Below are 17,984 nucleotides of genomic sequence, written 5' to 3'. Positions count from 1 at the left end.
GGCCACAATGCGGGGGTGCCTGGTGGGACCCGGTTCCGGGCCCTGCTATTGGCCGTTTTCCTGCGGGTCGGCCAGCACTTCGGCGACCCGTTCGACCGCTTGGCGCAAAGCCGCTTGCTCCGGTCCGTGCTTCAGGATGTCCCGGGACGACGCGGGCAGCACGCCCGGCAGGGACGCCCCGAACAGGGCCCGCAAATCGGCCACAGTGGCTCCCTGGGCCCCGAAACCGGGCGCCAGCACCGGACCGCTCAACCGCGAGAGGTCGAGCTCCCCGGGCGGAACGGTGGCCCCGACGACGACACCCACATCGCCGAGCGGTTCCGCGGCTGCGTTGAGCGCCGCCGCGGAATCGACGATCGCCTGCGCGACCGTGCGCCCGTCGGGCAGCTTCGCGTTCTGCACCTCGCCCGCTTCGGGGTTCGAAGTCCGGGCAAGCACGAAGATGCCGCGGCCCGCCGAGATCGCCGTTTCGGCACATTGGGCCAAAGAGCCGAACCCGAGGTACGGCGAAACGGTGATCGCGTCCGCGGCGATCGCCGCGCCGTCGGCGACGTACGCGGCGGTGTAGGCACCCATCGTCGACCCGATGTCGCCGCGCTTGACGTCCAACAGCACCAGCGCGCCGGCTTCGCGGGCGGTCTCGACCACCCGTTCCAGCACCCGGACACCGGCCGTCCCGAAACTTTCGAAGAACGCCGACTGCGGCTTCACGATCGCCGTGCGCGCCGCCAGGACCTCCGTGGCGGACAGCGCGAACCGCTCCAGGCCCGAGACGTCCACCGGGAGGCCCCAGGCCTCGATCAGGCCCGGGTGGGGGTCGATCCCGGCGCACAGCGGGCCGCGGGCCGCGACGGCTTTCGCCAGCCGCGCCCCGAACCGCTCCCGCCCGCTCACGACTTCGCCTTCAGCGCCGCCTGCAGCTCCTGCAGCGACTTGACCCCGATGTCGCCCCGGATCAGCGCCTCGATGCCGTGCACGGCCGCCGCGGCGCCCTGCACGGTCGTCACGCACGGGATGTCGCGCGACACCGCGGCGGTGCGGATTTCGTAGCCGTCGACGCGCGGGCCGCTGTTGCCGTACGGGGTGTTGATCACCATGTCGACGTCGCCGTTGAGGATGACGTCCACGATGTTCGGCTCGGCCTCGGTCGAACCCTCGTAGTGCTTGCGCACCACCGTGCACGGAATCCCGTTGCGCCGCAGCACTTCCGCGGTGCCGGAGGTGGCGAGGACCTCGAAGCCGAGGTCCGCCAGCCGCTTCACCGGGAACACCAGCGAGCGCTTGTCGCGGTTGGCCACCGAGACGAACACGCGGCCGGACGTCGGCAGCGAACCGTAGGCGCCGCTCTGGGACTTGGCGAACGCCTTGCCGAAGGAGACGTCGACGCCCATCACCTCGCCGGTGGACTTCATCTCCGGGCCGAGCAGCGAGTCGACGCCGTGGCCTTCGGGGGTGCGGAAGCGGTGGAAGGGCAGGACGGCCTCCTTCACCGCGACCGGCGAGTCGGCCGGCATCCGCCCGCCGTCGCCCTCGGCCGGCAGGACCCCGCTCGCGCGCAGGTCCTTGATGGTCGAGCCGGTCATGATCAGCGCGGCGGCCTTGGCCAGCGGCACCGCCGTCGCCTTGGACACGAACGGCACCGTCCGCGACGCGCGCGGGTTGGCCTCGAGGACGTACAGGACGTCGTCCTTGAGCGCGTACTGGACGTTCAGGAGACCGCGGACCCCGACGCCGCGGGCGATCGCCTCGGTGGAGCTGCGGACGGCCTGCAGGTCGGTGTGGCCGAGCGTGATCGGCGGCAGCGCGCACGAGCTGTCGCCGGAGTGGATCCCGGCCTCCTCGATGTGCTCCATGACGCCGCCGAGGTAGAGCTCCTCGCCGTCGAACAGCGCGTCGACGTCGATTTCGATGGCGTCGTCGAGGAAGCGGTCCACGAGCACCGGGTGTTCCGGGGTGACCTCGGTGGCGCGGCGGATGTAGCCGGCCAGGGTCTCCTCGTCGTAGACGATCTCCATGCCGCGGCCGCCGAGCACGTAGGACGGCCGGACGAGCACCGGGTAGCCGATCTCGTCGGCGATCCGCTTGGCGCCCTCGAACGACGTCGCCGTGCCGTAGCGCGGGGCGGGCAGGCCGGCGTCGGTCAGGACCTCGCCGAACGCGCCGCGGTCCTCGGCCAGGTTGATCGCCTCGGGCGGCGTGCCGACCACCGGGACCCCGGCGTCGGCGAGCTTCTTCGCCAGGCCCAGCGGGGTCTGGCCGCCGAGCTGGACGATGACGCCGGCGACCGTGCCGGACGCCTGCTCGGCGTGCACGACCTCGAGGACGTCCTCGAAGGACAGCGGCTCGAAGTACAGCCGGTCGGACGTGTCGTAGTCGGTGGACACGGTTTCCGGGTTGCAGTTGACCATGACGGCCTCGAACCCGGCCTCCCGCAACGCGATCGCCGCGTGCACGCAGGAGTAGTCGAACTCGATGCCCTGGCCGATCCGGTTCGGGCCGGAGCCGAGGATGAGCACCTTCGGCTTGTCGCTCTGCACGACCACTTCGGACTGCGCGTCGGGGTCGGACTCGTAGGCCGAGTAGTGGTACGGCGTCTTGGCCGCGAACTCGGCCGCGCAGGTGTCGACGGTCTTGAACACCGGCCGCACGCCGAGGCGGTGGCGCAGGGCGCGGACGCCGTCCTCGCCCGCCAGTTCCGGCCGCAGCGCGGCGATCTGGCGGTCCGAGAGACCGGTGCGCTTGGCGCGGCGCAGGAGGTCGCCGTCCAGCACCGGCGCGTCGCGGACCTCGGCGCCCACTTCGCCGATGAGCGCGATCTGGTCGATGAACCACGGGTCGATGCCGGAGGCCTCGTGCACCTGCTCGACGGTGGCGCCGAGCCGCAGCGCCCGCTCCACTTCGTACAGCCGGCCTTCCTTCGGCGCGCGCAGTGAGTCCAGAGTGGACTCAAGCGTGACGCCTTCGGGGTCCGGCAGCGTCCAGAAGCCGGTCGCCTTGGTCTCGATCGACCGCATCACCTTGCCGAGCGCCTCGGGGAAGCTGCGGCCGAACGACATCGCCTCGCCGACGCTCTTCATCGTCGTGGTCAGCGTCGGGTCCGCGCCCGGGAACTTCTCGAAGGCGAACCGCGGCATCTTGACGACGACGTAGTCCAAAGTGGGCTCGAACGCCGCCGGCGTCTCGCCGGTGATGTCGTTGCGGATCTCGTCGAGGGTGTAGCCGATGGCGAGCTTCGCGGCGATCTTGGCGATCGGGAAGCCGGTGGCCTTCGACGCCAGGGCGCTGGAGCGGGACACGCGCGGGTTCATCTCGATGACGACCATCCGGCCGTCGCGCGGGTTGATCGCGAACTGGATGTTGCAGCCACCGGTGTCGACGCCGACCTCGCGCAGCACGGCGATGCCGACGTCCCGCATCACCTGGTACTCGCGGTCGGTGAGGGTCATGGTGGGCGCGACGGTGACCGAGTCGCCCGTGTGCACGCCCATCGCGTCGACGTTCTCGATCGAGCAGACGACCACGACGTTGTCGTGCTTGTCGCGCATCAGCTCGAGCTCGTACTCCTTCCAGCCGAGCACGCTCTCCTCGATGAGCACCTCGGTGACCGGGGATTCGGCGAGGCCGGTGGAGGCGAGCCGCTCGAGGTCCTCGGGCGTGTGCGCCATGCCGGACCCGAGCCCGCCCATGGTGAAGGACGGCCGGATGACGACCGGGAGGCCGAGTTCGGCGACGGTGTCGCGGACCTCGGCCATGTCGTGGCAGACGCGGGAGCGCGGGACCTCGGCACCGATGGTGCGGACGATGTCCTTGAACTTCTGCCGGTCCTCACCGCGCTGGATGGCGTCGATGTCGGCGCCGATCAGCTCGACGCCGTACTTGTCGAGCACGCCCCGCTCGTGCAGCGCGACGGCGCAGTTGAGCGCGGTCTGCCCGCCCAGGGTCGCGAGCAGCGCGTCGGGGCGCTCTTCAGCGATGACCTTTTCGACGAAGTCCGGAGTCACCGGCTCGATGTAGGTGGCGTCGGCGAACTCGGGGTCGGTCATGATGGTGGCCGGGTTCGAGTTCACCAGGGAGACGCGCAGCCCTTCGCTGCGCAGCACCCGGCAGGCCTGGGTGCCGGAGTAGTCGAACTCCGCGGCCTGCCCGATCACGATCGGCCCGGAGCCGATCACCAGCACGTGCTGGATGTCCGTCCTCTTCGGCATCAGTTTCCTTCTTTCACCAGGCGCCGCAAGCCGTCGCGGAAGACCTGAAAACTTTTGGATCGGTTGTTCTCGATGTCCATGTGGGGCGCGATCTCGCGCGCCGCCCGGACCTTCTGGAGGCCCTTCTTGTGGTAGCCGTGCTTCTGCAGCGCGTGCTCCAGGCCCTCCCACGCCCCGCCGGGAACGTTCTCCGGGTCGCGGAACTTGGTCTGGCTGTCCAGGCTGAGCGGTACGCGGGAGTAGGCCGCGTTCAGCGCCGGGACGTCGCCGAGGAACCAGGCTTCGAGTTCCTCGATCACGATGCGGAACAGGGCCGCTTCGCCGGGCAGCCCAGCTTCGCGCGCGATCTCGACGAGCCGGTTCTTGAGCACGGCGCAGTCGTCGTCATCCCGGTCGAGCAGGACGACGATCCGCAAGCCTGTTTCGGCCCAGTAGTACGTGTAGTCCCGGAGCCGGACGGGGAGCTTGCGCAGCAAGTCGGTCTTGCCCTTGAAGGGGATGATCTGGAAATCGACGCCGGGGACGATTTTCGGGAGAAGTGCTTTCAGCGCCTCTTCCGCGGACAGTTCCTCGACGAGCACTTCGAGGCGGCAGGGAGCGAGCACGGTCACGGGCGCTCCTCGAGCGGGTCGCCGAACCGGAAGTACCCCTCGGTCCACAGGTCGCCGAGTGCTCCGCCGTTCTCGACCATGCGGACGACCGGCGCTTCGTTGGAGACACGCTTGACTTCTGAATAGCCTTCCGCACCACGAGCGAACGCCCAGACCTCCGCCGGCTGCACCGCATCAACGAACCGCGGAGCATGTGTCGCGACGATCACCTGGTCGCTTTCACCTTCGCGCGCGTCCTCGGCAAGAAGGTAGTGCAATCGCGGGTGAACCTGATTCTCCGGCTCCTCGATGAGCAGCACCGAGGTGTTTGTGCGTAGCGCGACCAGGTAGCCGAGCAAGTGCAACGTCCCGTCGGAAATGTTCTCCGGTGCGACTGGCTCGCCGCCATCTTGCTCCCGCAGGCGCACGATCCAGCTGCCATCACCCTGCTGCAAGGGCTCGATATCGTCCAGTCCCGGGACGTAGCGACGCAACGAACGCCGAATTTCCGACCACTGTTCCGGTCGTTCCGTGCGAAGGTGCTCGACGACCGCACCGATGTTGCGACCTGAGCGCTCAAGTTTCGACGAACCACCGATCTTCGCTCCTCGGCGCATCGCGGCGAGGTCGAGATCGACAAGACGGATCCCGGCGATGAACCGGCGGAACCGGCCGACTTCGGCGTTGGCCGCGAACTGGCTCACCACACCGACGCCAAGCAGATCCGGTGCGGCCAGCTCGATCGGCTCTTTCTCGACGCCGGCGCGAGTAACTGTCCCGATCCCGCGTCGGAGCTCCAGTGCATTGAACGGGGCTTGCGCGTCGTCCTGCCAGACCAGCCTCTCTTCGGCCACCACGGGGAGGTCGTCTTCGTGATCGATGACCAGCCGGTAGCGGCCGACGGCATTCTCGACGCGGCAATCCAGCTCGATCTCGATCAGACCGGTCGCGCCGCGGGTACCGATGTCGGCGATTCCGCCTCGCCGCTCCCAAGCCGGTAGCAGTCCCAGGCGGAACGATTCGGCGAGGAATCGCAGCGCATCGAACACCGTCGACTTGCCACTTCCGTTTGGTCCGAGCAGGACCGTGACGGCGGTGAGCTCGCCCAGCTCGACGTCCCGGAGCACTCGGAAGTTCCGGATCCGGAGCCGTTCGATGCCGGTCGTGAGGGTCACGACCGCTTCTCCATGAGCGAAACGAATTCGTCGAACAGGGGCGCCGCGTCGTGGGGGCCGGCCGCGGCTTCGGGGTGGTACTGGACCGAGAACGCCGGGACGTCCAGCGCGCGGACGCCCTCGACCGTGTCGTCGTTCGGGCAGTAGTGGCTGATCTGCGCCGCGCCGAACGGGGACTCGAAGCGCTGGCCCGGCTCGCCTTCGAGGGCGAACCCGTGGTTCTGCGCCGTGATCGCCACGGAGCGAGTCGCCACGTCGATCACCGGGATGTTGATGCCGCGGTGGCCGTAGCGCATCTTGTACGTCCCGAGGCCCAGCGCGCGGCCGAGGACCTGGTTGCCGAAGCAGATGCCGAACAGCGGGATCTCGCGGCCGAGGACCTGCTTGGTCAGCTCGGTCGCGTGCGTCGTCGTGGCCGGGTCGCCCGGGCCGTTCGACAGGAACACGCCGTCCGGCTCGATCGCCAGCAGCTCCTCCAGCGACGACGTCGAGGGCAGCACGTGCACCTCGATGCCGCGCTTGACCATCTGGCGCGGGGTGTTCGACTTGATGCCCAGGTCCAGCGCCGCCACCCGGAAGCGGACGTCACCGGACGGTGAGACCACGTACGGCTTCGGCGTGGTCACTTGGCCGGCCAGGTCGGCGCCTTCCATCTTCGGGCTCGCCAGCACCTCGGCGACCATGTCGTCGACGCTGCCCAGCGCGTCGCCGGAGAACACCCCGGCGCGCATCGCGCCGACCTCGCGCAGGTGGCGGGTCAGCGAGCGGGTGTCGACCTCGGCGATGCCGACGATCCCCTGGCGCACCAGCTCCTCGTCCAGCGAGCGCTTGGAACGCCAGTTGGACGGCGTGCGCGCGGGGTCGCGGACGACGTAACCGTTGACCCAGATCTTCGAGGACTCGTCGTCCTCGTCGTTCCAGCCGGTGTTGCCGATCTGCGGCGCCGTCTGCACCACGATCTGGCCGTGGTAGGACGGGTCGGTCAGCGTCTCCTGGTAACCGGTCATCCCGGTGCAGAACACCGCCTCGCCGAGGCTCCGCCCCTGTGCGCCGTAGGCGGCGCCGCGGAACACCCGGCCGTCTTCGAGTACCAGTGCGGCCTGAGCGCGCGCGTTCACTGGGCACCTCCCTTGATCCGGATCCGTTCGATCCACTGTGGATAGTCGTCGAGGTCGTCGCCCCGGAAGCCGGTGTCGAGCTCGGTCTCGCCGAGCCGCCAGGTGATGACGAGCAGGGCCTCGGTGCCCATCACCTTCCCGGCGATCTTCGTGTCGCGCCGGACGCCGGTGATCGCGTCCCGCGGGATCCAGAAGTCCGGTGCTCCCCCGCGCTCGACGGCGATACCGCCGTCGTGCAGCCGCCAGACCGCGCCGGTGCGCAGTCCCGCGCCGCGGGTGACGACCCGGTTCTGCCACTGCCCCGCGAACGTCGTGGCGAGGTAGACGCCGGTGGACTCCAGCAGGACGTCACCCGGGTCCGAGGGGATGGCGGGGAACGGCGGCACCTGCACGCTCTGCGAGCGCGCCTTGCGCCGCCAGCCGACGTACATGCCCCAGAGGCAGAGCAGGAAGAAGGCGACGATCGCCAGCACGAGCCAGAAGCGCTCCATCAGCAGATCTTCCCGTCCCGGGCGGTGAGCCGCCCGCGCAGCAGCGTGGCGGTCACCACGCCGGGCAGCCGCATTCCCTCGTACGGGGTGTTGGCCGCGATGCTCGCCAGCTCGGCGCCCCGGACCGTCCACTCGGCGTCCGGGTCGACCAGCGTCAGGTTCGCCGGCTCCCCCACCGCGATCGGCCGGCCCTGGTCGGCCAGGTTGCCGATTTCGGCGGGCCGCTCGCTCAGCACGCGGGCGACGCCGCGCCAGTCGAGCAGGCCGGTGCGGACCATGGTTTCGGTGACGATGGACAGCGCCGTCTGCAGCCCGAGCATCCCCGGCCGGGCCGCGCTCCACTCCGTGTCCTTGTCCTGCACGGCGTGCGGGGCGTGGTCGGTGGCGACGCAGTCGATGACGCCTTCGGCCAGGGCCGCGCGCAGCTTTTCGGCGTCGGACTCGGTGCGCAGCGGCGGGTTCACCTTGTTGACCGGGTCGTAGGTGGCCAGGCGCTCGTCGGTGAGCAGCAGGTGGTGCGGGGTGACCTCGGCGGACACCTTCGTGCCGCGGTCCTTGGCCCAGCGCAGCACGTCCGCTGTGCCCGCCGTCGAAACGTGGCAGACGTGCAGCCGCGCGTTCGCGTGCAGCGCCAGCAGGCAGTCGCGGGCCACGATGGATTCCTCGGCGGCGGCCGGCCAGCCGGTGTAGCCGAGCCGGGCCGCGCGCTCGCCCTCGTGGGCCTGGGCGCCGACGGTAAGCCGCGGCTCCTCCGCGTGCTGCGCGATGACGACGTCGAGCGCGGTCGAGTACTCCAGCGCGCGGCGCATGAGCAGCGGGTCGGCGACGCAGAGGCCGTCGTCGGAGAACACCTTCACCCGGGCCTGCGACTTCGCCATCGTGCCCAGCTCGGCGAGCTTCTCGCCCTTGAGCCCGACGGTGACCGCGCCGACCGGGTGGACGTCGACCAGGCCGACCTCCTGGCCGCGCCGCCAGACGTGGTCGACGATCACGGCGTTGTCGGCGACCGGGTCGGTGTTGGCCATGGCGAACACCGCCGTGTAGCCGCCGAGCGCCGCGGCGGCGGAGCCGGTGTCGATCGTCTCGGTGTCCTCGCGGCCGGGTTCGCGCAGGTGGGTGTGCAGGTCGACGAAGCCGGGCAGCAGGATCTGTCCGCCCGCGTCGATGACTTCGGCGTCTTCCGGGACGTCGACGGCGCCGATCGCGGTGATCACGCCGTCCTCGACCAGGACGTCGACCGGGTCGCCCTCGCCGTACGGGCGGGCGCCCTTGATCACGGTGCTCACGCTGCGGCTCCTTCGCTGGCCAGGAGGTGGTAAAGGACCGCCATGCGCACGTGGACGCCGTTGCGGACCTGCTCGGTGATGGCCGAGGCCGGGGAGTCGGCGACCGCGCTCGCGATCTCCATCCCGCGCAGCATCGGGCCGGGGTGCAGCACGACCGCGTGGTCCGGCAGCAGCTTCTGCCGCCGTTCCGAGAGGCCGTACGCGATGGAGTACTCCCGCGCCGACGGGAAGAAACCTCCGTGCATGCGCTCGGCTTGGACGCGCAGCATCATGACGGCGTCGACCGCGGGGAGCTCGGCGTCGAGATCGTGCGAAACGGTCACCGGAAGGCTTTCGACGCCGTAAGGCAGCAACGTCGGCGGTGCGACGAGCACGACTTCGGCGCCCAGGGCCGAGAGCAGGTGGATGTTCGAGCGGGCGACGCGGCTGTGCAGGACGTCCCCGACGATCGCGATCCGGCGGTCCTTGAGCGACCCGAGGCGTTCCCGCAGCGTGGCCGCGTCGAGCAGCGCCTGCGTCGGGTGCTCGTGGGTGCCGTCGCCGGCGTTGACCACGGACGTGCCGGGCTCGGCGAGCCACTCCGAGAGCCGCTGGGCGGCGCCGCTGGCGGGGTGCCGGACGATCACGCAGTCGGCGCCCGCGGCGGCCAGCGTCAGCGCGGTGTCCCGCAGGGACTCCCCCTTGTTGACCGAGGAGCTTGACGCGGAGACGTTGACCACGTCCGCGCTCATCCACTTCCCGGCGATCTCGAACGACACCCGGGTGCGGGTCGAGTTCTCGTAGAACAGGGTGATCACCGTGCGGCCGCGCAGCGTCGGCAGCTTCTTGACCTCGCGGCCGAGCAGGGTGTGCTTCAGCTCTTCGGCCGTGTCGAGCACGGCCGTGGCCAGCGCCGGGTCCAGGCCGTCGGTGGCGAGCAGGTGCTTCACGAGTCCTCTCCAGCAGCAGTGTCGGGCTCGGACGGACGCAACAGGACGGCGTCGCGGCCGTCGATCTCGGCCAGCAGGACGGAGACACCCTCGGTCCGGGCGGTCGGCACGTTCTTGCCGACGTAGTCGGCGCGGATCGGCAGCTCGCGGTGACCGCGGTCGACCAGCACGGCCAGCTGCACGGCGCGGGGGCGGCCGTGATCACGCAGGGCATCGAGCGCGGCCCGGATCGTGCGGCCGGAGAAGAGCACGTCGTCGACGAGGATCACGACGCGGTCGTCGATGCCGTCGGCGGGCAGCTGCGTCTGCTCGAGGGCACGCGGCGGGCGGCGGCGGAGGTCGTCCCGGTAGAGGGTGACGTCGAGGGCGCCGGTGGGCGGGCGGACCCCGGAGAACTCGCCGATCTTGTCGGCCAGGCGGGCCGCGAGCGGCGTGCCCCGGGACGGGATGCCGAGCAACACGGGCGGGGTAGTGCTCTCCGCACCGTTCGCGGTCTTTTCGATGACCTGATGGGCCATTCGGGCGATCGTGCGCGCGACATCGCCGGCCGTCAGGAGCTCGCGCTCCCCGGCCGAACCAGCCGCGTCACGCGGGCGTGACGACAAACCGGACTCCTTCCCCGCCTCACCGGACGGGTCCTTAAAGGACGTCTGTTCCCCTGCTGGTCGGGGCTTTCCCACCGACAGTAGCAGGCACTTTGCTCAGTCTTCCGGGTGGTGTGGCGTGATTCGCGGCAAGCTTCTGCTTGACCTGGTGACAACAATGCGTAACCATTACTCTGAGTATTCGACTCAGCGAGTCCCCCGGCCCGGTCACCCCGACCGGGAGGGGGTGAAGAACGGAGAACGACCAGATGGGCGATTACGCCAAGGCGCTCGGGGCCAAGCTCCGCGGGATCCGCCAGCAGCAGGGCCTGTCCCTGCACGGGGTCGAGCAGAAGTCCGGTGGGCGCTGGAAGGCCGTCGTCGTCGGCTCGTACGAGCGTGGCGACCGCGCCGTCACCGTCCAGAAGCTGGCCGAGCTGGCCGACTTCTACGGTGTCCCGGTGGTCGAGCTGCTGCCCGAGGGCCGGGTCCCCTCCGGTGCCGAGCCCGCCACGAAGATCGTGATCAACCTGGAGCGCCTGCAGCAGCTGCCGGCCGAAAAGGTGGGCCCGCTGGCCCGCTACGCGGCGACGATCCAGAGCCAGCGCGGCGACTACAACGGCAAGGTGCTCTCGATCCGCACCGAGGACCTGCGGTCCCTGGCGATCATCTACGACATGACCCCGGGCGAGCTGACCGAGCAGCTGATCGACTGGGGCGTCCTGCCCCCGGAAGCGCGTCCTTCCAAGGAGGACTGATCCCGATCCGAGAGTGTGCGAAACCGACGCAGTGAGCGTTCCCGGTGGGGCACCGGAGACGCTCACTGACTCGTCGGGGGGCTCGCAGCACCCGGGTGGATCTTCGTTCAGAGCACCGCGCGCAGGCGGTCGGCGATCGTGCCGATCCGGCCGAGGACGCCGTTGACGAACCGCGGCGAGTCGTCCGTGGACAGTTCCTTCGCGAGACCCACGGCCTCGTCGATCGCGACCGGGTCCGGCACGTCCTCGGCCCAGAGCAGCTCGTAGACCCCGACCCGCAGGACCGCGAGGTCGACCTTCGGCATCCGCTCCAGGGTCCAGCCCTGCGCGTGCTCGGCCAGCAGCTCGTCGATCTGCGCCTTGCGGCCGGTCACGCCCTCGACCAGGCTGATCGTGTAGTCCGCGATCGGGTCGACGTCCGTCGCGCCGACCCGGTCGGCCAGCAGCGTCACCGCGTCGGTGTCGCGCTGCACGGCCTCGTACAGCATTTCCACCGCGCGGCGGCGCGCCTGCCGTCGGCTGATCGCACCGCCGCGGTTCGGGTGGGGTTTCGACGTCGGCATCAGCTGGAGACGCGGCCCAGGTAACGGCCGTCGCGGGTGTCGACCTTGATCTTCTCGCCGGTGGACAGGAACAGCGGGACCTGGATCTCCGCGCCGGTCTCCAGCGTGGCCGGCTTGGTGCCGCCGGTGGAGCGGTCGCCCTGCAGGCCCGGGTCGGTGTGCTGGACGACCAGCTCGACCGACGTCGGCAGCTCGACGTACAGCGGCTCGTTCTCGTGCACCGCGACCTGGACCTCGGTGTTCTCGAGCATGTAGTTGGCGTTGTCGCCGACGACCTCGGCCGGGACGGTGATCTGGTCGTAGGTGTCACCGTCCATGAACACGAAGTCCTGGCCCTCCTTGTAGAGGTAGGTCATGTTCCGGCGGTCCACCGTGGCCGTGTCGACCTTCGTGCCCGCGTTGAACGTCTTGTCGACCACCTTGCCGGTGAGCACGTGCTTGAGCGTGGTGCGCACGAACGCGCCGCCCTTGCCCGGCTTGACGTGCTGGAACGCGGTGACGGTCCAGAGCTGGCCGTCCAGGTTCAGGACGAGCCCGTTCTTCAGGTCGTTGGTCGTGGCCACGAGCTTGCAGTCTCCTGTGTCGATCTTCCGGTGTTCGGGGCCGCCGTCAGACGACCACGAGGTTCTTGGTGCTCAGGGTGAGGAGTTCGGGCTCCCCAGCCCGCACGACGAGCGTGTCCTCGATGCGCACGCCACCGCGTCCCGCGAGGTACACGCCGGGCTCGACGGTGACCGCCATACCGGCGGCCAGTGTACCGACGCCCGTCGCGGCGAGGCTGGGCGCCTCGTGGATCTGCAGGCCGACGCCGTGGCCGAGGCCGTGCGCGAAGTGCTCGCCGTGCCCCGCCCCCTCGATCACGTCCCGGGCGGCGGCGTCCACATGGGACACTTCGGCGCCCGGCCGGACGTCGTCGACGCCCGCCGCCTGGGCCGCGTGCACGAGGTCGTAAACCTCCCGCTGCCAGTCCGCGGGCTCGCCGAGGACGAAGGTGCGGGTCATGTCGGAGTGGTAGCCGTCGACGGTGGCGCCGAAGTCCAGCTTGACCAAGTCACCGCGCTTCAGCTCGGCGTGCGTGGGCTGGTGGTGCGGGATGGCCGAGTGCGCGCCGGCGGCGACGATGGAGGCGAAACTGGGCGCGGACGAGCCGTGCTGCAGCATCCGGTTCTCCAGGTCACGGGCGATTTCCAGCTCGGTCCGCCCCGGGCGGAGGCCCCCGGCGGCGAGCAGGTCGTCCAGGGCCCGGTCGGCGGCGGCGCACGCCTGGCGCAGCGCCTCGATCTCGGCCTCGTCCTTGACCTCGCGCAGCTGCTCGACCAGGCCGGGCGTCCGTTCCAGGGGCAGCTGCTGCCGCAGGGTCTCGTACTCCTCGACGCTGACGTGCCGGCTTTCGAACCCGACCCGCCCGTAGGTCGTGGTGTCCTTCGCGGCGCGGGCCACGAGGGCGGCGGCGCTGGCCCGGTCGACGACGGTCTCGAGGTCGGGCACCTCGGCGGCCGCCTGGGTCGTGTAGCGGCCGTCGGTGCAGAAGAGCGTCTTGTCGTCCCCGCCGGCGTGGAGCAGCACGGCGGCGTTCGAGCCGGTGAACCCGGTCAGGTAGCGGATGTTCAGCAGATCGGTGACCAGCAGCGCCTCGGCACCGGCCCCGGTCAGGAGCCCGCGCAGCGCGGCACGACGTCGTCCATGGGTTTCGGGCACCCGTCCACCCTAGTGCGCGCCACCGGGGCAACTCGTCGGTAACCTGGCCTACACTCCGCAGGATGAGCGCTTGGGTGACCCGCGGACTCGGCATGGCGCTGCTGCACGGCGTGGCGCTGACGCTGCTGGCCAAGTACGCCGTCTACCACCCGACGGACCAGACGCTGATGACTTCGCTGGCGCTGGCGGTGCTGGTGGGCGCGGCGGCGCTGTGGGCGGCGCTGGACGCGTGGCGGGACCTGCCCGACCGCGGCCGCGCGTGGTTCATCGCGGCGCTGGTGGCCGGCGTGGTGTCGGGGATCCTGTACGTGATCGGCCGCGCGGTGTTCGTGGACCAGACGGGCGTGTCCGAGCTGGGCGGGGCGTTGACCGGCGGGGCGGCGTTCTCGGCGCTGCTGGTGCTGATCCCGGCCGGGCTCGGGTTGTTCGTCGGCGGCCGGATCGGGCGCTCCCCGGGTTCGGGCCAGGACCACGCCGGCTGACCGGGCCGCCTCAGCCCACCAGGGAGGTACCCGGCGCGTAGCCGTCCCACTGGGCCGCCGTCACCGGGCGGGCCGTCGAGCCGTTCGTGAGCACCACCCCGCCGTCGGGCACCGGACGGCGGTGGCCGTCGAGGACGAACGCGAAGCCACCACCCGGGACCGCCACCGCCTCCGCGCCCGAGCGCAGCCGCGCCCCCAGCGGGAGCGTCGCCAGCGCCGGCGGGGCCTGGTCGAGGACCTCGCCCGCCAGCGTCACCGCCACCGCGCGCCGGTCCACGCGGACCCGCGTGCCCGCCCGGACCAGGTCCATCGTCCGCTCCGGGGAGGGCGCCGTCACGCCGTCGAACGTCGCGGCCACCCGCGCGGGGCTCGCGCACGCCTGGCTGCCCAGCAGGTCCAGGCCGAAGTGCCGCAGGTCGGTCGGGGCGCCGGCGCCGCCGAGCGTGGTCGCCCGCACGACGTCGAACGGCACCCGGTCGCACGGGTCGGCCGAGGAGAGCGGCGCGTGCCCGTCCGCCCGGCGCACCAGGCCCGGGCCCTCCCGCCACGGCCCGGGGACCAGCACGGACCGGAAGGGGTGCTCGGTGAAGTCGGCGGTCCAGAACGTCAGCGTCGTCCCGCCGTCGGTCTCGTGCGCGACGACGAACGCGGCGAGCGCGCCCACCCACATCAGGTCGGCGCTGAACCCGTCGACGACCGACCGGGCGCGCGGCGCCGAAGTCGACGCCACCGGCACGAACCCGCCGACGTCCAGGGCCTGCACCCCCGACCCGAACGCCGGGTCGGGCGAGCGGAGCACGAACTGCCCCGCGCCGTTGGTGCCCGCGGCGCGGCCGGTCGTGTCGGTGAACATGAGGTAGAACCAGCCGTCGAGGTAGACAGCCGAGGGCTGGCCCGCGCCGTAGACGTTCGCGCGGTGCACGTCGTGCGACGGCCCGAGGATCGGCCGCCCGCCGGCCGCGCGGGTCCAGTGGACGCCGTCGGGGCTGGTGGCGAGCCCGATGGCGTTGCCGAGCGCGTGGTCCCCGGCGGCGCCGGTGTAGTACAGGTAGTAGGTCGAGCCGACGCGCAGCACGGACGGATCGCAGGTGTGCATGCCGTCGAAGTGCCCGGGCGCCCCGGAGAACACCGCGGCCGGGATGCCGCCACCCGGTCCGGTGAACGGGCCGTTCATCGACTGCGCCTGCGCGTAGAGGATGTCGTCCCCGGCCGGCCCGGCCCCGCCGTACTGGCTGCACCACCACATCCGGGTCTGCCCCCGGTCGAGCATCACGGAGGGCCCGTAGTTGTAGACGGCATCGGCCCCACCGGCGGCGATGACCCGGCCACTCTGCCGGGGGTCACCCGAGGCGAGCTCGACATCGGCGGGCCGGGCGGCCTTCCCACCGGCGACGGCGGGCTGGTCCCCGGCCGCCTGGGGCTGGGCGTAACCCTCGGTGCAGCCCGCGAGCAGCAGCCCCGCCAGCACACTGGCGAACAGGGCACGAGCGGGTCGCCGACCCCCACGACGAAACGGGCGCACGACATCGGAGTGTAGCGAGCAGGCCCCCGTCCGGGTGGTGGCGCTCCGGTTCGGGGGTCACTCGGTCGTGACAGGGCTCAGCGGCCGCGGCCGGTCGCCGCGATCATCCGGGCTCGAAACGGCCGCGATGGCTCACGCGCCTGCCTCCGGGCCTTCCACCGCGACCAGCTCGACCTCGAACCCGGCCTCGTTCTCCAGGTACGCCGCGTAATGGTCGGCACCGCCCGCGTGCGGGTACTCCGCCGCGAACAGCGGCCGCCAGCCGTGGTCCGGCGCGCGGGCCGCCAGGTCGTCGACCTGCACGCGGGTGCCCACGTGCAGCGCCAGGTGGTTCAACCCCGGCCGGGTGCGCTCGTGGTCCCTCGCGCTCAGCGCCGGCGATTCCTCGACCACGACATACGTCCCGCCGAGGCGCCAGCTCACGCCCGCCGGCCAGCGCTGGAACTCGCGCCAGCCCAGCTCGCCCAGCAGCCAGCCCCAGCTGCGCTCGGCTTCGGTGAGGTCCGGCACCCACAGCTCGACGTGGTGCGGCCGCCCGTGCACCGCGGGCAGCGCCACCAGCACGCGGTGCACGTCGCCGTAGTGCACGCCGCGGCCGACGTCCAGGAAACCCAGGCGCGCGGCCACCTTCCGGCTCGCCGCGTTCCGCTCGTGGACCAGCGCCCACACCGCCGGAAGCCCCAGCGTGCCGAGGCCGTGGTCCAGCACCGCGCGCGCCGCCTCGGTGGCCAGGCCCTGCCCGGCGTGCGCGGTCGCCACGTAGTACCCCAGCTCGGGCACCTCGCCCGGCAGCTCCCACGACGGACGCAGGTGCGCGACGCCGATCACCTCGCCGGCGCGCTCGATCACCCAGTGGCCCTGCCCGGCCGGCCCGCGGTAGGCCAACCGATGGTCCACCATCGCGCTCGCCGCAGCCGGGTCGGACAAGTCCGCGGCGAAGAACCGGCTCATCTCCGGGTCGGCGAACACCTTCACGACGGCGGCGCGGTCGGCCTCCGTCAGCGGCCGCAACGTCAGCCGCGCCGTCGTCAGCGGGGTCATCCCGGGTGGGCGGCCAGCCAGCGCAGGGCGAGCGGGTAGCCGTCGACGCCGAGACCCGCGATCACGGCCGTCGCGATGTCCGACAGCACGCTGTGGTGCCGGAACGCCTCCCGCTTGTGCACGTTCGAGATGTGCAGCTCGATCAGGGGCGCGCTCAGCTGGGCCGCGGCGTCGCGCACCGCGATCGAGTAGTGCGTCCACGCGCCGGCGTTGAGGACCACCGGGTTCCCGCCGTCGGCGGCCTCGTGCAGCCAGCCGACCAGTTCGCCCTCGAAGTCGGTCTGCCGGACCTCGACCTCGATCCCCAGCTCCTCGCCGGTCTCGACGCACAGCGCCGCGAGGTCGTCGTGCGTGGTCGAGCCGTAGACCGACGGCTCGCGCTTGCCGAGCCGGCCGAGGTTGGGGCCGTTGAACACGAACGCCTTCACAGCAGCACGCTCCCGGACGCCGTCTCCGCCGCGACCGCCGAGTAGGCGGCCGCGAGCAGCACCGGGTCCGGGCCTTCCAGCCGGCCGGGCCTGGCGAGGCCGTCGAGGACGACGAACCGCAGGGCGCCGGAACGCGTCTTCTTGTCGCCCTTCATGGTCTCCAGCAGCTGCGGCAGCGCGTCGGCGTCGTACGTCGTCGGCAGGCCGATGAGCTTCAGCACGGCGGCGTGGCGCTCGGCCGTGGCGTCGTCGAGCCGGCCGGCCAGCCGCGCCAGCTCGGCCGCGAACACCAGGCCGACGCTGACCGCGGCGCCGTGCCGCCACCGGTACCGCTCGCGCCGCTCGATGGCGTGGCCGAGCGTGTGGCCGTAGTTGAGGATTTCCCGCAGGTCGGATTCGCGCAGGTCGGCGGCGACGACGTCGGCCTTGACCCGGATCGACCGCTCGACTAGCTCGGCCAGGACGGCACCGGCGGGGTCCAGCGCCGCGGCCGGGTCGGCCTCGATCAGCTCGAGGATCCGCGGATCGGCGATGAAGCCGGCCTTGACGACCTCGGCCATCCCGGCGACGAGCTCGTTGCGCGGCAGCGTCTCCAGCGTCGCGAAGTCGACGAAGACCGCGCTCGGCTCGTGGAACACCCCGACGAGGTTCTTGCCGGCGTCGGTGTTGATGCCGGTCTTGCCGCCGACGGCGGCGTCGACCATGCCGAGCAGCGTCGTCGGTACGTTGACCAGCCGGACCCCGCGCATCCACGTGCCCGCGACGAACCCGGCGAGGTCGGTGACGGCCCCGCCGCCGAGCCCGACGACGGCGCCGCGGCGGTCCAGCCCGATCCGGCCGAGCACCTCCCAGCAGAAGCCCGCGACGGTCAGCGCCTTGCCGTCCTCGGCGTCCGGGATCTCGACGCGGTGGGCGTCGAGACCCGCGGCGTTCAGCTCGTCACGGATGGCTTCGGCCGTGGCGGTCAGCGTCGGGGGGTGGATCAGCGCGATCTTCGAGGCATCGGCCAGGTGCTCGGTGAGGTCGCCGAGCAGGCCGCGCCCGACCACGACGTCGTAGGGCTGGGCGGTGGCGACCGGGATGCGCACCGGATCAGACTGCGCCGGATCCAACA

General features: G+C 71.4%; 18 protein-coding genes. 2 read left to right on the top strand and 16 right to left on the bottom strand.

Annotated features, from left to right (window positions below; all coding sequences use genetic code 11):
• Nucleotides 1-45: 45 nt before the first annotated feature.
• Genes pyrF through pyrR form a run of 9 tightly spaced genes read right to left on the bottom strand, consistent with a single transcriptional unit; the run spans nt 46 to nt 10,399 of the window.
• Nucleotides 46-894 (bottom strand): orotidine-5'-phosphate decarboxylase, encoded by an 849-nt coding sequence (pyrF, locus tag ACLJOU_RS23335; protein WP_410569875.1) that lies wholly within the window; start codon nt 892-894, stop codon nt 46-48.
• The gene (gene carB, locus ACLJOU_RS23330) at nt 891-4,205 is read right to left on the bottom strand and encodes a carbamoyl-phosphate synthase large subunit (RefSeq protein ID WP_410569874.1); all 3,315 of its coding nucleotides are present in this window, start codon (nt 4,203-4,205) and stop codon (nt 891-893) included. Before carB ends, pyrF begins: the two co-directional genes overlap by 4 nt.
• The gene (locus tag ACLJOU_RS23325) at nt 4,205-4,816 is read right to left on the bottom strand and encodes a DUF4276 family protein (protein ID WP_410569873.1); all 612 of its coding nucleotides are present in this window, start codon (nt 4,814-4,816) and stop codon (nt 4,205-4,207) included. Before ACLJOU_RS23325 ends, carB begins: the two co-directional genes overlap by 1 nt.
• Nucleotides 4,813-5,970, bottom strand: coding sequence for an AAA family ATPase (locus ACLJOU_RS23320; RefSeq protein ID WP_410569871.1), 1,158 nt, complete (start codon nt 5,968-5,970; stop codon nt 4,813-4,815). Before ACLJOU_RS23320 ends, ACLJOU_RS23325 begins: the two co-directional genes overlap by 4 nt.
• Entirely contained in the window at nt 5,967-7,088 is a 1,122-nt protein-coding gene (gene carA, locus ACLJOU_RS23315; protein ID WP_410569869.1) for a glutamine-hydrolyzing carbamoyl-phosphate synthase small subunit, read from the bottom strand. Before carA ends, ACLJOU_RS23320 begins: the two co-directional genes overlap by 4 nt.
• Nucleotides 7,085-7,579 (bottom strand): transporter, encoded by a 495-nt coding sequence (locus tag ACLJOU_RS23310; protein ID WP_410569867.1) that lies wholly within the window; start codon nt 7,577-7,579, stop codon nt 7,085-7,087. Before ACLJOU_RS23310 ends, carA begins: the two co-directional genes overlap by 4 nt.
• Nucleotides 7,579-8,865 carry a dihydroorotase gene (locus tag ACLJOU_RS23305; RefSeq protein WP_410569865.1) on the bottom strand — a complete coding sequence of 429 codons (1,287 nt, stop codon included), beginning with the start codon at nt 8,863-8,865 and terminating at the stop codon, nt 7,579-7,581. The genes ACLJOU_RS23310 and ACLJOU_RS23305 overlap by 1 nt, the downstream gene beginning before the upstream one ends.
• Nucleotides 8,862-9,794 carry an aspartate carbamoyltransferase catalytic subunit gene (locus ACLJOU_RS23300; RefSeq protein WP_410569863.1) on the bottom strand — a complete coding sequence of 311 codons (933 nt, stop codon included), beginning with the start codon at nt 9,792-9,794 and terminating at the stop codon, nt 8,862-8,864. The genes ACLJOU_RS23305 and ACLJOU_RS23300 overlap by 4 nt, the downstream gene beginning before the upstream one ends.
• A complete protein-coding gene (gene pyrR, locus ACLJOU_RS23295) occupies nt 9,791-10,399 on the bottom strand; it encodes a bifunctional pyr operon transcriptional regulator/uracil phosphoribosyltransferase PyrR (RefSeq protein WP_410569861.1) in 609 nt (202 codons plus the stop codon). The genes ACLJOU_RS23300 and pyrR overlap by 4 nt, the downstream gene beginning before the upstream one ends.
• A 248-nt stretch (nt 10,400-10,647) precedes the next feature.
• On the opposite strand from pyrR, the gene ACLJOU_RS23290 reads away from it, so the two are divergent.
• On the top strand, nt 10,648-11,136 hold the full coding sequence (locus ACLJOU_RS23290; RefSeq protein ID WP_003096372.1) for a transcriptional regulator: 489 nt from the start codon (nt 10,648-10,650) through the stop codon (nt 11,134-11,136).
• A gap of 107 nt (nt 11,137-11,243) precedes the next feature.
• Here the strand turns inward: ACLJOU_RS23290 and nusB are convergent, their stop codons facing one another.
• Genes nusB through ACLJOU_RS23275 form a run of 3 tightly spaced genes read right to left on the bottom strand, consistent with a single transcriptional unit; the run spans nt 11,244 to nt 13,397 of the window.
• A complete protein-coding gene (gene nusB / locus ACLJOU_RS23285) occupies nt 11,244-11,699 on the bottom strand; it encodes a transcription antitermination factor NusB (protein ID WP_410569858.1) in 456 nt (151 codons plus the stop codon).
• Nucleotides 11,699-12,262 carry an elongation factor P gene (gene efp, locus ACLJOU_RS23280; RefSeq protein ID WP_176176226.1) on the bottom strand — a complete coding sequence of 188 codons (564 nt, stop codon included), beginning with the start codon at nt 12,260-12,262 and terminating at the stop codon, nt 11,699-11,701. The genes nusB and efp overlap by 1 nt, the downstream gene beginning before the upstream one ends.
• A gap of 46 nt (nt 12,263-12,308) precedes the next feature.
• Entirely contained in the window at nt 12,309-13,397 is a 1,089-nt protein-coding gene (locus ACLJOU_RS23275; protein WP_410569855.1) for a M24 family metallopeptidase, read from the bottom strand.
• A 62-nt stretch (nt 13,398-13,459) separates the two neighbouring features.
• On the opposite strand from ACLJOU_RS23275, the gene ACLJOU_RS23270 reads away from it, so the two are divergent.
• Entirely contained in the window at nt 13,460-13,879 is a 420-nt protein-coding gene (locus ACLJOU_RS23270; RefSeq protein WP_410569853.1) for a B-4DMT family transporter, read from the top strand.
• A gap of 10 nt (nt 13,880-13,889) precedes the next feature.
• Here ACLJOU_RS23270 and ACLJOU_RS23265 read toward each other — a convergent pair whose 3' ends face one another.
• The 4 genes from ACLJOU_RS23265 to aroB all read right to left on the bottom strand — a co-directional run bounded on the left by ACLJOU_RS23265 (nt 13,890) and on the right by aroB (nt 17,982).
• Nucleotides 13,890-15,359: a beta-xylosidase gene (locus ACLJOU_RS23265; protein ID WP_410570283.1), complete on the bottom strand. Its 1,470-nt coding sequence runs from the start codon at nt 15,357-15,359 to the stop codon at nt 13,890-13,892.
• Nucleotides 15,360-15,533: 174 nt separating this feature from the next.
• Entirely contained in the window at nt 15,534-16,442 is a 909-nt protein-coding gene (locus ACLJOU_RS23260; RefSeq protein ID WP_410569852.1) for a GNAT family N-acetyltransferase, read from the bottom strand.
• A complete protein-coding gene (gene aroQ / locus ACLJOU_RS23255; RefSeq protein ID WP_410569850.1) occupies nt 16,439-16,870 on the bottom strand; it encodes a type II 3-dehydroquinate dehydratase in 432 nt (143 codons plus the stop codon). Before aroQ ends, ACLJOU_RS23260 begins: the two co-directional genes overlap by 4 nt.
• Entirely contained in the window at nt 16,867-17,982 is a 1,116-nt protein-coding gene (aroB, locus tag ACLJOU_RS23250; protein ID WP_410570281.1) for a 3-dehydroquinate synthase, read from the bottom strand. The genes aroQ and aroB overlap by 4 nt, the downstream gene beginning before the upstream one ends.
• Nucleotides 17,983-17,984: the final 2 nt, after the last annotated feature.

Origin of the sequence: Amycolatopsis sp. cmx-4-61 (assembly GCF_046548775.1) — a bacterium.
Lineage (GTDB): Bacteria > Actinomycetota > Actinomycetes > Mycobacteriales > Pseudonocardiaceae > Amycolatopsis.
Note: the sequence above shows the minus strand (reverse complement) of the source record. Positions and strands in the feature narration are given on the sequence as shown.